A 12,836-nucleotide genomic window follows, 5' to 3' on the forward strand; every position below is an offset into this window, starting at 1 on the left:
TGCCTATCGTCCTCTTCCGTCGATGCGCGGGTCGATAAGCGGGTAGATCAGGTCCAGGATGAACATGGCGACGGCGATGGAGATGGTCAGAAGCAGGACGATTCCCTGGATGACGAAATAGTCGTTGGTCTGGATGGCCTGGTAGAGCCGGAAGCCGATGCCCGGATAGGAGAAGATCACCTCGACGAGGATGGCGCCGGAAACGATATGGCCGAGCGTGAGCGCAAGCTTGGTGAACTGGGGCAGCATGGCGTTTCGCATGCCATACCAGACGAAGATGCGCCGGTTCTGCAGGCCCTTGGCTTCGGCGAGGGTGATATAATCCTCGCCGAGGACGCTCACCAGCATGCCGCGCATGCCGAGCGCCCAGGCGCCGATCTCGGCTATGACGATCGAGATAGCCGGCAAAGTGCCATGCCAGGCGAGGCCGCTCACCGTGGACCAGTTGAGGCCCACTGTCGTGCCGAAGGGTATGCCGCCGCCGGCGGGGAAAACCCGCCAGACGATGGCAAAGAGGTAAAGCAGGATCATCCCGATCAGAAAATACGGGATGGAGGAGAACACCAGGAGCGACGAGCCGGCAGCGCGAAGGAAACGGGGCGTGCGTGGCCAGGCTACGATGCCGCCCAGCAGCGTTCCCAAGGTGAAGCTCACCAGCGTGGCGAAACCGAGCAGGCCGAGCGTCCAGGGAAGGCCGGCAAGAATGGCCTGCGAGACGCGTTCGGGATAGTTCGCGAGCGAGAAGCCGAGATCGAAGCGGAGGACCGAGTTCCAATAGGCAAGATATTGGTGCCATAGCGGCTGGTCGAGGCCGAAGCGGGCGCGGTACGACGCGGCCATGGCCTGCACGTCCCCGGCTGCACCTCCGCCCGAAGCGATGAGCTGGTTGAGCTGCGCTTCGATCGGGTCGCCCGGGGCGAGCCGTGGAATGACGAAGTTTATGGTCACTGCCAGGAAGATGACCAGAAGCATGATGCCGAAACGACGGGCGACATAGTCGGCATACATGGCGCGCCTCCTAGATGCGCATCCGATCCAGGATGCTTTCCGTGAGGCCCAGCCCGAAGCCCGGCTCGCCATTCGGCACGAGCTTGCCGTTCTTGGGCGTCGCCATGCCGGGGAAGACGATCGTCTCTTCGAGCGGCACGCCCGGCGCTGCGCCCACGAAATACTCGCCCCACCGCACATTGGCGTTGGCGAAGCTGAAGTGCTGGCCGTAGGGCGTGTTCATGCCGGCATGCAGGATGACCTCGATGCCCGCCGCCTCCGCAATGTGGTTGATGCGCTGGCAGCCGGAAAAGCCGCCTACCCAGCAGATGTCGGGCTGGAAGATATCCACCATGTGGTGGGCGGCCGCCTGGGAGAAGGGATAGGGCGTATACCAGTGCTCGCCGCTCGCCAGTGTCTGCCATGGCAGACGCTGGCGCAACGCCGTATGTGCATCCATGTTCTCGGGCGTCAGGCAGTCCTCGATCCAGCGGAGGCGATAGGGCCGCAGCCGCTCGGCCATCCGCACGGCGAATTCGACGTCGAAGGCCATCCAGCAATCGAGCATCAGCTCGATGTCTGGGCCTATCATCTCGCGGTGCCGGGCCACGAATTCCTCGTTCCTGGCGAGCGCCTCCAGCCCGTCGAACATGCCGTAGGGGCAGGCGAGCTTGGTCGCCTTGAAGCCGAGTTCCATATGCCAGTCGGTGTCGTTGCCGGTGGCGTAGCAGAACTGGCTTTCGCGCGCGGGGCCGCCGGCGAGCTCGTAGACCGGCAGGCCGAGGATCTTGCCCTTCATGTCCCAAAGCGCCAGATCCACCGCGCTGATGGCATAGGAGGCCAGTCCGCCGGGTCCGTAGGGCGAGGCCATGCGCATCATCATGTCCCAGAGGCGATCGGTGGCGAGCGCGTTCTCGTCCGCCAGAAGCGACGCGAAATGGTCGTTGATCAGGGATATGACCGGCGTGCCATAGCGGGTGATCCCGAAGCCGGTCGTCCCATCGCTCGCCGTGGCCAGGCATCCCACCGCGCCGTCGAACCGCCACGAAGAGCGCAGGCGCTTGAAGCGCGCGTAGCCGGACATCGGGCCGGCAACCTCGGCATCCTTTGTCCAGGGTGGCCTTCTCGGCGGCGTCGGGGTCTTCCGATCTTCTTTGTAAAGCGCCCCCACCATGTCGTTGCGAATGGGGAAGGCTTTTATTTCCTTGATCCGGATCATCCCTGCCTCATGGTATCAGGAGCACTTTGCCGACATTTCCGGGTGTGCCCACCAGGCGCTTGAACCAGTGGCCGCCTTCGCTGAGGGGTGCCTCGACGATCCAGGGGTCGAGCCGCATCTGCCCCGCCGCGACGGCATCGATGGCGTCCTGAAAGTCCTCGCCGGTGTAGCAGAAGGCACCCTTCACCTCGATTTCGCGGCGGATGACCTCGGAGGCGGGAAAGGCGCTCGCCTCCTCGTGCAGCCCGCTCAGCAGCACCTTGCCTGCCGAACGGGTGGCCGCGACGCTTGCCGCGCGCGTGCCCGCCGAGCCGACCGCATCGATGGTCACGCCAGCACCCAGCCCCTCCGTCGCCCGGTGGACCTCCGCAATGAGATCGCGGCTTGCGGGGTCGACCGCGACCGCGCCGAGGCTCTCCGCCATGGCGAGGCGTTCCGGATCGATGTCGGAGACGAAGATCCTGGCGGGGGACTTCATCCTGATCGCCTGCAGCGCCAGGAGGCCGATGGGCCCAGCCCCGATGACGAGAACGGTTTCCCCCGAGACATCGCCGGCCAGACGAGAGATGCGCATCGCGACGGCCACCGGCTCCACGATCGCCGCAGCCCTGAGGTTGATGCTATCGGGAAGGGCGTAGACCGCTTCCTGGGGCGCCGCGACACGCTCGGCGAAAGCGCCGGGCCGGTGTGCGCCGATCAGCTTGCGGCTGGTGCACAGATGGGCCATGTCGGACCTGCAGAAGCGACACTCGCCGCAGGCAAGCATCGGATTGCAGGTGACCTTCTGGCCGATCTCGATCTGCCGGCCGACCCCCTCCCCCAGCGCCACGACGACGCCGGAGAACTCGTGCCCCATCACCAGCGGCGGCACCCGCAAGGCATTGTGGCCGAGATAGCCCCCGAGATCCGACCCGCAGATGCCGGCATAGGCAACATCGATCAGCACTTCTCCGGCGGCGGGCTGTGGATCGCTCCACTGGCGCATGTTCATCGTGCCGGGGGCTTCCCAAACCAAAGCGTCCATTTCAAATCCGTTTGCAACAAATGGGTGCCGGGCGACCGTCCGCCGCCCGATCAGGGGGAGACGCTACTGGCGCGGCTCCAGGTGATGGATGACCCGTGCGAAACCCTCCCACGGGATATATGGGGCCACGTAGGGATCCTTCGCCGAGGGGAAGCCCGTCCAGTGGGTGGTGTTGAACACCATAGTGTGCAGCTCTTCCGAAAGCGAGATCTCCGGCAGGTCGCGCACGAAGATCCGCGTCGCCTCGCGCACCAGATCCATATAGGCGGGGTCGTCAGGGGAGGGCTGCATCTGTTCCATCTTGTCGAGGAGTGCGTCCATTTCAGGATTGGAATAGCGGGTCAGCGCACGCAGGTTCGGCGCCGCCTGGCCTTCCGGGGCGGCATACTTGGAGTGGAAGTGCTCGAGCGTCTGCCAGGGGTCATAGAGGCTCCCGCAATGCGGGCGGACGGCGAGCTGGAAATTGCCGGTCGTCACCGCCTCCGTATGGGCATTGTTCTGCTGGGCGCGGAACAGCGCATCGAACCCGGCCTGGCGCAGCTGCTCGGACAGCACGGGACCGAGCGGGTCGCCCTGCGTGACCTCGATGCCCAACTGCAGCGCCTTGCCATCCGCGCCCGCCCACATGCCGTTGCCGTCCTTCGAGAAGCCCGCCTCGGTCATCAGTTGCTCGACCTTTTCAGGATCAGGATCGTCGAGCGCCAGCGCCCCCACCTCGCCCTCGATCTTCGAGATATAATCCTGCATCCCCTGATAGGACGAGAAAGGCAGCACGGCCTTGGGCATGGAGCCTTCGAAAGCCAGATTGGAAATCTGGCCGCGATCGATAGCATGGTTGATGGCCTGCCGGACCCTAACGTTGTCGAACGGCGCCTTCTGGGTGTTGAAGGTGAGGGCGAAGGTGCACCCATCGGGCGCTCCCCAGACCGGCCCTTCCTCGTTCCATGAGACCAGCGCGGGATTCTGGACGCGGATCGCCTCGTAAGAGCCGGACAGTATCGAGCGCCCGACGTCGATCTGGTTGCTCGCGAAGAGCTGCGGCATCGCTTCCTGCGTCGCAGGAACATAAACCACGCGCTCAACCTTGGGCATGGCGTCTGCGACGCCCGCATCGACAGCCCACCAGCCGTCGCGCAGATCAAAGAAGAGGGAGCTGGAATCGGCCTTTACGAGCTTGTAGGGCCCAGTGCCGACCGGCCAGCCCTTCGCCGGATCGTGATTGCCGAATGTCTTCGGGTCCTGACCCTCCCAGATGTGCTTCGGCACGACCACGAAGCGCGTCGACTGGCCCGTCGCAAGGAAGTCCGCCGCCCAGCGGGGACCTGGTTTCGTAAGCTTCACGCGCACCGTCAGCGGATCCACCGCTTCGGCGGATTCCACCCATTCGGCAATGGCGCCGGAAAACAGCAGGTCCGGCGCTGCTGCCTTCAGCATATCGAAGGTGAAGACGACGTCCTCCGCGTCGAAAACCTCGCCGTCGCTCCACTTCACGCCGTCGCGCAGCTTGATGGTGACCTCGGTGAAGTCGTCATTGTAGCTGTAGCCCTCCGCCTGCCAGGGGATGAGCTCGTTCGTGTTGTGGTTCGTGTAGAAGAGCGCCTCGTTGATCGTATAGTGCAGGCTGTTGCGCTGATGGAGCAGCACGCCCGCATAGGGGTTGAAGTTGTCAGGAGCCGGCACCTGATTGTGAAAATCCCAGCCCTGCGTAATCAGGGTCCTATTGCGGGGAACATCCTGCGCCGCAGCGCCGCCCATCCCGATCAGTCCCCACGCTATCGCACAAAGCGAGGCACCGGCGGCCATCCTCAAACGAGCCGTGTTCATTCTCTCTCCTCCCATGGCAACGCCCTCCGCACTTGCCCAATCAAGCTGGTTCACATATGAGAACTTGTGTTCTAATATTGCTACACGCCTGGACCTGACCCGTCAAGGCGCGTTGGATCCTGCGGGCTGGGATGGGCCGCAAAGCTGAAGGAAAAGGAGGCAGACTGTGCAGGAAAAGCCGGACGGCGCACGATCCGTCAAATCCGCGGAACGGGTTCTCGATCTCCTGGAACATATCGGCACGAGGTCGCAGGGCGTGACGTTCGGCGCGATCGCTCGGGAGCTGAGCATTCCCAAGAGCAGCCTGCATGCTCTCCTGGAGGTGCTCACCAATCGCGGCTATGTGGAACTCGCTCCGGAGACGCGGCACTATTCGCTCGGCACCAGAGTGTGGGAAACGGGGCAGGCATACCTGCTCCACCACAATGTGGTGCGCGAGGCGCGCGCCGTGCTCGAATCCATCGTGGCGCGCGTCAACGAGACGGCGCAGCTGGCCAAGCTGGCGGGCACGGAGAACGTCTATCTCGCAAAGGTCGACAGCTCGCATGCACTGCGCCTCCAGTCCGAAGTCGGCGCCCGCCTGTCGGCCCACGCGACGGGTGTCGGAAAGGCGCTGCTTGCCCAATTGGACGATGCGGAGATCTATGCCCGCTTCGGGAGAGGGAATCTTCCAGCCTATACGCGCAACACCTTCTCGACGACCCAGGCGCTGGTGGAGGAGCTCGCCGAAATCCGCCGACGCGGCTTTGCGATCGACAACGAGGAATACACGCCTGGCGTCTTCTGCATTGCCGTGCCCGTCTATGATGCCAGTGAGCGCGCGACCACGGCGGTCAGCGTATCCGTACCCACCATGCGGGCGGAGAGCGAGGGCCTGGCCTTGATCCTCCACGTGGTCGCGGAAGGCAGTCTGCAGCTCAGCGCCCGTTGCGGCGCCCGCCGGGTCGACCCGGTCCTGAACCGCCTCGCCGACCCCGCCCATGCGAGGGCCGCCATCGAGGCGCTCGTCAATTCGAGCCGTTACAATCTGCCGTTTGCGGCAGACAAATATCAGGCTGTGAGATAGAACACCCGCTCGACGGGGTCTCGGGCGGGCTTCTCGCCATCCATCTCCAGCACGTCCGCCATATAGCGGCGCCATCTCAGGATGACGGGGTGTTCGGCCGTATCGGCGTTTGGAGGACGCGACCGCAGGATGTGGCCGAAGACCCGGCCGCTTTCCTCATGCAAGAAGATCTCGTAGTGAACGATGCCGTCCGCGCGCAGCGCTGCCACCATTTCGGGCCAGATCTCCCTATGGCGGCGCCTGTACTCTTCTATGCGGCCCGGGCGGATCCGCAGCACGAAGGCGGTGCTGTGCAGTGACGCCCAGTCCATCAGGTGGCGGCCCTTTCCCGGCGGAATGCGCTGTCCAAGGGCAGGTGGAGGCGTTCCGGCCGACCGCCGCCTCTTGCCGAGGCGAGCATAGCCGCGATGGTGGCTGTCGTCGCGGCACCGATCTCGCCCGGCGAATGGTTTTCGCCCGCGCCGCGCGCAAGCTCCACCAGCCTGTCCACCGGTCCGTCGCAGCGATAGACCCAGTCGCCTGCCTGCAATTCGAGGCGCTCCACCTCGCCGGATACACGGCGGATCTCGCACCAGTCGCGGTCGAATTCGGCCGTCAGTATCCCCTCGCTGCCAGCCACGAAGATGCGCATCAGTCCACGGTTGCCCTGCGGCATCGCTGCCGCGCCTGAAATCGAGGCGACGGCGCCGTTCTCAAGCGAAAGCACCGCAGAGTCGGCCAGGTCGACGCTGCTGCCGAAGGTGAGAGCCGAGGCTTGGGTGGGATAGAGCCCCGTCAGGAAGATCATGAGCGCAAGAGAGTGGGAAAGCTGCCCATAGGCAAATCCTCCGCCCTGCCGCGGATCCTGCCAGGTGGCGGGATCGGGCCGGAAAAAGGAGGTTCTCCAGGCATTGAGGCCCCTGTTTCCCTCGAACACGTCACGGGTGGCCGATATGAAGCTGACCATGACATGCTCGATGCGCCCCACGGCGCCATCAGCGATCCTCCGGCGCAGAAGATCGACCTGCGGCAGGTATTGGTATCCGTTCGCGACAAGGAGGTGAAGGTCCTTCTCCCGCGCGATCTTCACCAGATCCCAGGCTTCGGCGGGGTCAAGCGTGAGCGGTTTTTCGCAAAGCACGTGGGCGCCCGCGAGCAGCGCGTCGCGGGCATGCTCGTAGTGCAGGTGATGGGGCGATGCCACCACGACCACGTCGGGCTTGCGGTCGAGGAGCTCGCGATGGTTCTGCGACGCGAAGGCAAAGCCGAAATGGCTCCGGACGCGCTCGAGTTCCTCGGCGCCGAGCCGGCTCACCCCGTCGAGCTCCACGTCATCCCTTCTCGCAAGCACGGGGATGTGGTTCTGGGCGGCATACCAGCCGGCCCCGATGACGGAAGCGCGGATTTTCCCGGGTCTCATGATCAGGCCTGTCCTCCTCCGGAAAGTGCTATGCGCGGCGGAAGGAACTCCGGCGATTCTTCCGCCGAGAACGCCGGCACGTAATCCGGCTCGATCGCTTCGGCTGCCCGTAGAAGAAGCTTCGTCCGCAGCTCGGAAACCGTAACTCCATAGGCCAGGTCCGCGGCGAGGTTGACCTGCTCGCGCGGATCGGCCGTCATGTCGGCGAGAAAGATATCCTCTTCCCCTATGGCGACCGGTGCACCGTCCTGCCGAACATTCATATCGAGCCGGAATTGCGCGGTTCGCACGCAGCTGCGGCGCGGCCATCCCTTGCCGTTGCGCCATGTGCCCCTGTTCGCCGCGACGGATGCCTTGGCGCCGGGAGCGCCGCTTCCGATGGTCGCATAGATGGCCTGCGGCGGAGGATCCTCGAAAAGCGACCGACCGCCAAAGCGCGATGCCGGGGCGATGCCTGCAAGAGCACAGAGGGTTCGCGCAAGGTCCATGTTCTGGCTGAGATCGCTCCGCCGCGTGCCGGCCGGCAACTGGCCCGGCCAAGAGAAGATGACGGGGGTGCGATGGCTCTGCGGCGCGAACACCACCTTCGAAAGAAGCCCGTTCTCGCCGAGGGAGGCGCCGTGGTCGGAATTGAGAACCACGATGGTGTTCTCCTCCAGCCCCAAAAGCCGCAGCTTGCCCAGCACCATACCGACCTGCGCATCGAGCCAGGTGACGAGCGCGTGGTAGTCCGCCTGGGCCTGCTGCATCTGGGCGTGGCTCAGTTCCCGGCCGCCGACGATCTCGGCGAAGGCCTCCTCATAGGCGCTGCCATAGCCCCGTGGCAGGTCATGGCCCGGCCAGTCGCGCGCGCGATAGAGGGCGCGGTAGCGCGCCGGAGGAAGCACCGGCGTGTGCGGCTGAAGATAGGAGACGCGCAGGAGGAAAGGCTCCTGGCCGCTCGCTTGGTCGAGCCATCGGAGCGCGTTCGCCGTGACCGCTTCCGGCGGAAAGGACCGCCCCTCCGGAAAGACGCCGCCAACCGGCGAGGGTATCCCCCTTGGGACGATCGGCTCGAAGGGAGTAGCGTCCACATCGAGGCCGAATGCATGCATGCTGCTGCCGTCGTGGATGTCTTCCGGCCAAGGCTTGTAGTACGGGCCATGGTGGCTCTTGCCGATGGAAGCCACGCGATAGCCGTGCCTCGCAAAGAGCTCCGGGAAAGTCTCGAGCCTCAGGGGCAGGGGGTAGGAAGGCCACGACCCCTCGTTCGAATAGACGCCGTTCTGCTCGGGGGGCGTCGCGGTCAGCATGCTGATGCGCGATGGCACGCAAACAGGCGCGTTGCAGAAATTATTCTCGAAAAGAACGCCCCGAGCTGCGAGTGCGTCTATATTGGGCGTCCACACACGGCTCCAGGCGCCACCATAGCATGCGAGCGCGTCCGCACGGAGCTCGTCGGCCATGATCCAGAGTATGTTGGGCTGCGCCATGTGCGTTCACATATGAGAACTCATGTTCAAAGACTATGTCATGCGCCGGTTCAAGGCAAGGGCGCGTGTCCCAAGGACAGGAATGGAGCTACAAGCGGCTGACCTTTTGCAGTCTGAGGACTCCACCATCGCGCTTGACGATCGACCAGCGGTGTGCTGTGCTTGGTCGAACAACTGTTCATATATGTGAACAACTATGTGGAGGAGAGAATGATCAGGAAGTGGGGTACCACCCTAATTGCCGGCTTTGCTTTGGGCGTCTTGGCGCTCGGTCCGGCTGCCGCCGAATACCCGGAAAAGCCCATCAATGTGGTCATTCCGGCGGGGCCGGGCTCGGCGACGGACACGAACGCGCGCCTCGTGCTGAACGCCATCGCCGAGAAGCAATCGCTCGGGCAGCCGGCGGTCGTCATCAATGTGAATGGCGGGCCCATCGCGGCGACGCGCGTGAAGGATGCCGCACCGGACGGATATGAGATCCTCGTCTACCATATCGGGTTGATGGGCACGAAGGCCGTGGGGAAGCTCGATTTCGGCGTCGAGGCCTTCGAGCCGATCGCCCAGACCGGAAGCACGAATTTCATCGTGGTCGTCGCGGAGGAGGGCCCCTACGCCGACTTCCAGGCGCTTGTCGACGCCGCCCGGGCGGCGCCTGGCGAGATCAACGAGGCGAACAGCATCGGCGGTGCGAGCCATATCGCTACGCTGCAGCTTGCCGCGGCGGCGGAATTTCAGCCGCGCGTCGTGCATGTGGGAGACGGCCCGACGCGGCTCCAATCGGTGCTCGGAGGCCATTCCGCCTACACCGTGGTTTCCCCGCAGGAATACAAGGGCTTTTCCGGTACCGGCATCAAGGCTGTCGCCGTGATGGGCCCTGAACGCAGCCCCGATCTTCCCGACGTGCCCTCGACCGCCGAGCTTGGCTACCCGACCGAGATTTCGGTCGACACCTGGTGGTTCGCGCCCAAGGATACGCCGGCAGAGGTCGTCGACAAGCTGGCCGGTGCGATCGAGGAGGCCATGAACGACGAGGCTCTCCAGGATTCCTATCGCAAGCAGGGCGTCGCCCCGACTTTCCTGCGCGGCGAGGAATTGGCGAAGCGCCTGGCCACTGTCGATGCCCTGGTCGCCCCCATGGGCGCGGCGCTCGGCGGCAACTGAAGCGATTGCGGTGCGGCGGCGTGAATCGCCGCCGGTCCGCATGGAAGGGCGATATGGCTCCCGAACAAAAGGAACGCACCGCCGATCTCGTCTTGATGGCGGCTGTCTTCTGCGTCAGCGCCGTCTTTCTCGTCCTGGCGCTTCAATTGCCGCCATCGCGCTTCGATCCGCTCGGGCCGGGCTCGTTCCCTATTGGCATCTGTCTTCTGCTGATGGCCCTCTCCGGCGCGGGCGCGGCGAGACTCCTCCTCGGTCGGGCGCTCGGTCGCGCCGAAACATCCCTTATCGTCGGCATCGGGCAGGAAGCCGAATATGCGCGGCATCCTCAGCTCGCGGTGGCCCTGTTCGCCTTGACGGTCGCTTATGCCCTTGTGCTGCAGTTCACGCCGCTCAGCTTCTTCTGGACGACGGTGCTGTTCGTCGCGCTAGGCGGCATCCTCATGAGCAGGACCCTCGCGCCGAGGATTGTTGTCACAGCGCTCGCCGTCGCACTCGCCGCGGGCGCGGTGCTCGTCTTCGTCTTCACGCGCCTTCTCGTCGTGGCGCTTCCTTAAGGCGGTTCCAGCCGATGCTCACCGACGCGTTCCTTCACCTACTGGAGCCCGCCGTCCTGGCGATGATGTGCGCCGGCGTGCTGCTCGGCATTGCGATCGGCGTGCTGCCGGGCATTAACACCGGCGCGCTGATGGTGCTCGTCCTGCCTTTCACCTTCACCATGAACAGCGTCGATGCTGTCACCCTGCTCATTTCGCTTTTCGTCGGCGGCGTGAGCGGCGGTCTCGTAACGGCGACGCTGATGCGCATACCGGGTGAGCCCAATGCCGTGATGACCTGTATGGACGGCTACCCGCTGGCGAAGTCCGGCAAGGCCGGCCGGGCGCTCGGGCTCGGCAACACCGCTTCGATCGTCGGCGGATTCTTCTCCTGGGTCGCCCTCGTCACGCTCACGCCCGCCCTGGCGCGCGTGGCCGTGGTGTTCGGCCCCTGGGAAATCTTCGCCGTGGTCTGTATGGCGCTGACGCTGATCGCTTCCCTGAGCCGCGGCTCCCTTTTGAAGGGCCTCATCTCGGCCCTGCTCGGCATGCTGGTTGCGATGCCCGGCCTCGATCCCGCCTCCGGCGCAGACCGGCTCACCTTCGGATGGGTGCAGATGACCGCGGGGTTCGACATCCTGCCGGTCATTCTCGGCATTTTCGCCATAAGCCAGCTCCTGTCCGACACGATCAATATCGAGGAGGAAAATGCCGGGCGCCTGAAGGTGACCATGCAGGGGGTGCTGATCTCAGTGCGCGACTATATCGTCCACGGCGTCAACATGGTCCGCTCCTCCCTCATCGGCATAGGGATCGGCATCCTGCCGGGGGTGGGCGCGACCATAGCTTCCCTGGTCGCCTACACCACGGCCCGGAACTTCTCCAAGGAGCCCGAGACGTTCGGAAAGGGCTCGGAGGAAGCGATCGTCGCCGCCGAAAGTGCGAACAACGCCACCACCGGCGGCACGCTCATCCCGCTCCTTGCCCTAGGCATCCCGGGCGGGCTTGCCGATGCCGTGCTGCTTGGCGCGCTCATGATCCACAATCTGGCCCCGGGGCCGATGCTCTACCTGCACAGTCCTGAGATCGTGAACTCCATCATGGCCGCCCATCTGGTGGCCCATATCCTCATGTTCGTTTTCATGACCGTGGGCGTGCTCTTCTTCGCGCAGCTGATGCGGATTTCGAGGGTATGGATATTCCCCGTCGTGCTCGTCATCTGCATCATCGGCGCCTACACGGTGAACGGACGCATGTTCGACGTCTGGGTGATGCTGGGCTTCGGCCTTGTCGGCTATGGGCTCGAATATTGCCGCGTGCCGATCGCCCCCTTCGTCGTGGGGCTGGTGCTTGGGCCCCTGGCGGAACAGCATCTGCGCACGGCGCTGATGGCCTCTGGCGGCGATGTTTCCGCGCTTCTCGACCGGCCGATCGCGATGGGGTTCGTCATCGTTGCCCTGACGGCTCTGGCCTTGCCCGTCTTCAGGATGCGACGCAGCGGAGCAAGGCAGGCGTTCTAAAGTGTTTGATCCCGACTTAGGTGGTGCATTTTTTCCCATGAATGGAATGTGGAAGTAGCCGACCGGTCGCGCTTGAACTTCTTCTTGCCTGGTCTATCGCCCTCGAACTCGCCGTGGTCGAGCGCGTCAGTAATCGCATGGCTGTCATGTATGGCGGCGGAATCGTGAGACGGGTGCCACGGACGCTGCTCCGCGTGCCGCGGCACGCCTATACCCCCAGCTGCTCGCTGCCGTGCCCCGCCCGCCTCTGAGGCCCGCGCAGGTCGGGAGGGAGCTTGTCACGTCCTGGCTTCCACTGCCCGTCGGCGATCCGGGCCATTGGAAGCTGCCTCGAAACGGCTTTGGTTCTACTTATAGGCATTCTCGAAGAAGCTCCGGGCGACGGGGGTCGGCACGCGGTCGGCTGGAGTGTTCCCGCATTGCCGGCGGAGCGCGTCAACGACGTCGCCCAGCCTGTCCTGGCTCGTGCCCGCCGGGGCAGGAGGAGGAGCATTCCGGTTTTGCTCAGCGATCATCTGGCTGTTGAAGCTGATCGATGAGAACGGCGGTGAGAAACTAGTCCACGGAAGCGGCGGCATGGAGCTGCTGCGGGCGGCGTAAAAGTCGTCCACCCTTTCCCTTTCTGCGACAG

At 64.5% G+C, this 12,836-nt stretch carries 12 protein-coding genes; 4 read left to right on the top strand and 8 right to left on the bottom strand.

All coding sequences use genetic code 11. From position 1 onward, the window contains the following. Positions 1–3: 3 nt before the first annotated feature. The 4 genes from CHEJ32_RS0122495 to CHEJ32_RS0122510 all read right to left on the bottom strand — a co-directional run bounded on the left by CHEJ32_RS0122495 (position 4) and on the right by CHEJ32_RS0122510 (position 5,054). Positions 4–1,008, bottom strand: a complete 1,005-nt coding sequence (locus CHEJ32_RS0122495; protein WP_028035790.1) for an ABC transporter permease — start codon at positions 1,006–1,008, stop codon at positions 4–6. A gap of 10 nt (positions 1,009–1,018) precedes the next feature. Beyond that, entirely contained in the window at positions 1,019–2,206 is a 1,188-nt protein-coding gene (locus tag CHEJ32_RS0122500) for an enolase C-terminal domain-like protein (protein ID WP_028035791.1), read from the bottom strand. A 7-nt stretch (positions 2,207–2,213) separates the two neighbouring features. Continuing rightward, positions 2,214–3,230, bottom strand: coding sequence for a zinc-binding dehydrogenase (locus CHEJ32_RS0122505; RefSeq protein WP_028035792.1), 1,017 nt, complete (start codon positions 3,228–3,230; stop codon positions 2,214–2,216). A gap of 63 nt (positions 3,231–3,293) precedes the next feature. After that, a complete protein-coding gene (locus CHEJ32_RS0122510) occupies positions 3,294–5,054 on the bottom strand; it encodes an ABC transporter substrate-binding protein (protein ID WP_028035793.1) in 1,761 nt (586 codons plus the stop codon). Between the two features lie 166 nt (positions 5,055–5,220). On the opposite strand from CHEJ32_RS0122510, the gene CHEJ32_RS25800 reads away from it, so the two are divergent. Further along, the gene (locus CHEJ32_RS25800) at positions 5,221–6,120 is read left to right on the top strand and encodes an IclR family transcriptional regulator (protein ID WP_051469863.1); all 900 of its coding nucleotides are present in this window, start codon (positions 5,221–5,223) and stop codon (positions 6,118–6,120) included. On the opposite strand, the gene CHEJ32_RS0122520 is transcribed toward CHEJ32_RS25800, so the two are convergent. The 3 genes from CHEJ32_RS0122520 to CHEJ32_RS0122530 are packed head-to-tail and all read right to left on the bottom strand — an operon-like array spanning position 6,105 to position 8,991. Further along, positions 6,105–6,431, bottom strand: coding sequence for an L-rhamnose mutarotase (locus CHEJ32_RS0122520; protein WP_034658995.1), 327 nt, complete (start codon positions 6,429–6,431; stop codon positions 6,105–6,107). The two genes, CHEJ32_RS25800 and CHEJ32_RS0122520, sit on opposite strands and share 16 nt — an antisense overlap. Then, positions 6,431–7,519: a Gfo/Idh/MocA family protein gene (locus tag CHEJ32_RS0122525; RefSeq protein ID WP_028035795.1), complete on the bottom strand. Its 1,089-nt coding sequence runs from the start codon at positions 7,517–7,519 to the stop codon at positions 6,431–6,433. Before CHEJ32_RS0122525 ends, CHEJ32_RS0122520 begins: the two co-directional genes overlap by 1 nt. Positions 7,520–7,521: 2 nt before the next feature. After that, entirely contained in the window at positions 7,522–8,991 is a 1,470-nt protein-coding gene (locus CHEJ32_RS0122530; RefSeq protein WP_028035796.1) for a sulfatase-like hydrolase/transferase, read from the bottom strand. A 210-nt stretch (positions 8,992–9,201) separates the two neighbouring features. Here CHEJ32_RS0122530 and CHEJ32_RS0122540 point away from each other — a divergent pair, with 210 nt between their 5' ends. Genes CHEJ32_RS0122540 through CHEJ32_RS0122550 form a run of 3 tightly spaced genes read left to right on the top strand, consistent with a single transcriptional unit; the run spans position 9,202 to position 12,205 of the window. Then, entirely contained in the window at positions 9,202–10,152 is a 951-nt protein-coding gene (locus CHEJ32_RS0122540) for a tripartite tricarboxylate transporter substrate binding protein (protein WP_028035797.1), read from the top strand. A gap of 53 nt (positions 10,153–10,205) precedes the next feature. After that, positions 10,206–10,706 (top strand): tripartite tricarboxylate transporter TctB family protein, encoded by a 501-nt coding sequence (locus CHEJ32_RS0122545; RefSeq protein ID WP_028035798.1) that lies wholly within the window; start codon positions 10,206–10,208, stop codon positions 10,704–10,706. A 14-nt stretch (positions 10,707–10,720) separates the two neighbouring features. Then, positions 10,721–12,205, top strand: a complete 1,485-nt coding sequence (locus CHEJ32_RS0122550; RefSeq protein ID WP_028035799.1) for a tripartite tricarboxylate transporter permease — start codon at positions 10,721–10,723, stop codon at positions 12,203–12,205. A gap of 347 nt (positions 12,206–12,552) precedes the next feature. Here CHEJ32_RS0122550 and CHEJ32_RS27570 read toward each other — a convergent pair. Continuing rightward, positions 12,553–12,836 (bottom strand): hypothetical protein (locus CHEJ32_RS27570; protein WP_028035800.1); only part of this gene is annotated, 284 nt, incomplete at its 5' end.

The organism is Chelativorans sp. J32, from assembly GCF_000518985.1.
Classification (GTDB): Bacteria; Pseudomonadota; Alphaproteobacteria; order Rhizobiales; family Rhizobiaceae; genus Chelativorans.

Bases quoted from the DNA above. Each gene is read 5' to 3' on its own strand.
- CHEJ32_RS0122520 (WP_034658995.1), bottom strand. From the start codon at position 6,431: ATGGACTGGGCGTCACTGCACAGCACCGCCTTCGTGCTGCGGATCCGC.
- CHEJ32_RS0122545 (WP_028035798.1), top strand. From the start codon at position 10,206: ATGGCTCCCGAACAAAAGGAACGCACCGCCGATCTCGTCTTGATGGCG.
- CHEJ32_RS0122500 (WP_028035791.1), bottom strand. From the start codon at position 2,206: ATGATCCGGATCAAGGAAATAAAAGCCTTCCCCATTCGCAACGACATG.
- CHEJ32_RS0122510 (WP_028035793.1), bottom strand. From the start codon at position 5,054: ATGAACACGGCTCGTTTGAGGATGGCCGCCGGTGCCTCGCTTTGTGCG.
- CHEJ32_RS0122495 (WP_028035790.1), bottom strand. From the start codon at position 1,008: ATGTATGCCGACTATGTCGCCCGTCGTTTCGGCATCATGCTTCTGGTC.
- CHEJ32_RS0122530 (WP_028035796.1), bottom strand. From the start codon at position 8,991: ATGGCGCAGCCCAACATACTCTGGATCATGGCCGACGAGCTCCGTGCG.
- CHEJ32_RS0122550 (WP_028035799.1), top strand. From the start codon at position 10,721: ATGCTCACCGACGCGTTCCTTCACCTACTGGAGCCCGCCGTCCTGGCG.
- CHEJ32_RS0122525 (WP_028035795.1), bottom strand. From the start codon at position 7,519: ATGAGACCCGGGAAAATCCGCGCTTCCGTCATCGGGGCCGGCTGGTAT.
- CHEJ32_RS0122540 (WP_028035797.1), top strand. From the start codon at position 9,202: ATGATCAGGAAGTGGGGTACCACCCTAATTGCCGGCTTTGCTTTGGGC.
- CHEJ32_RS0122505 (WP_028035792.1), bottom strand. From the start codon at position 3,230: ATGGACGCTTTGGTTTGGGAAGCCCCCGGCACGATGAACATGCGCCAG.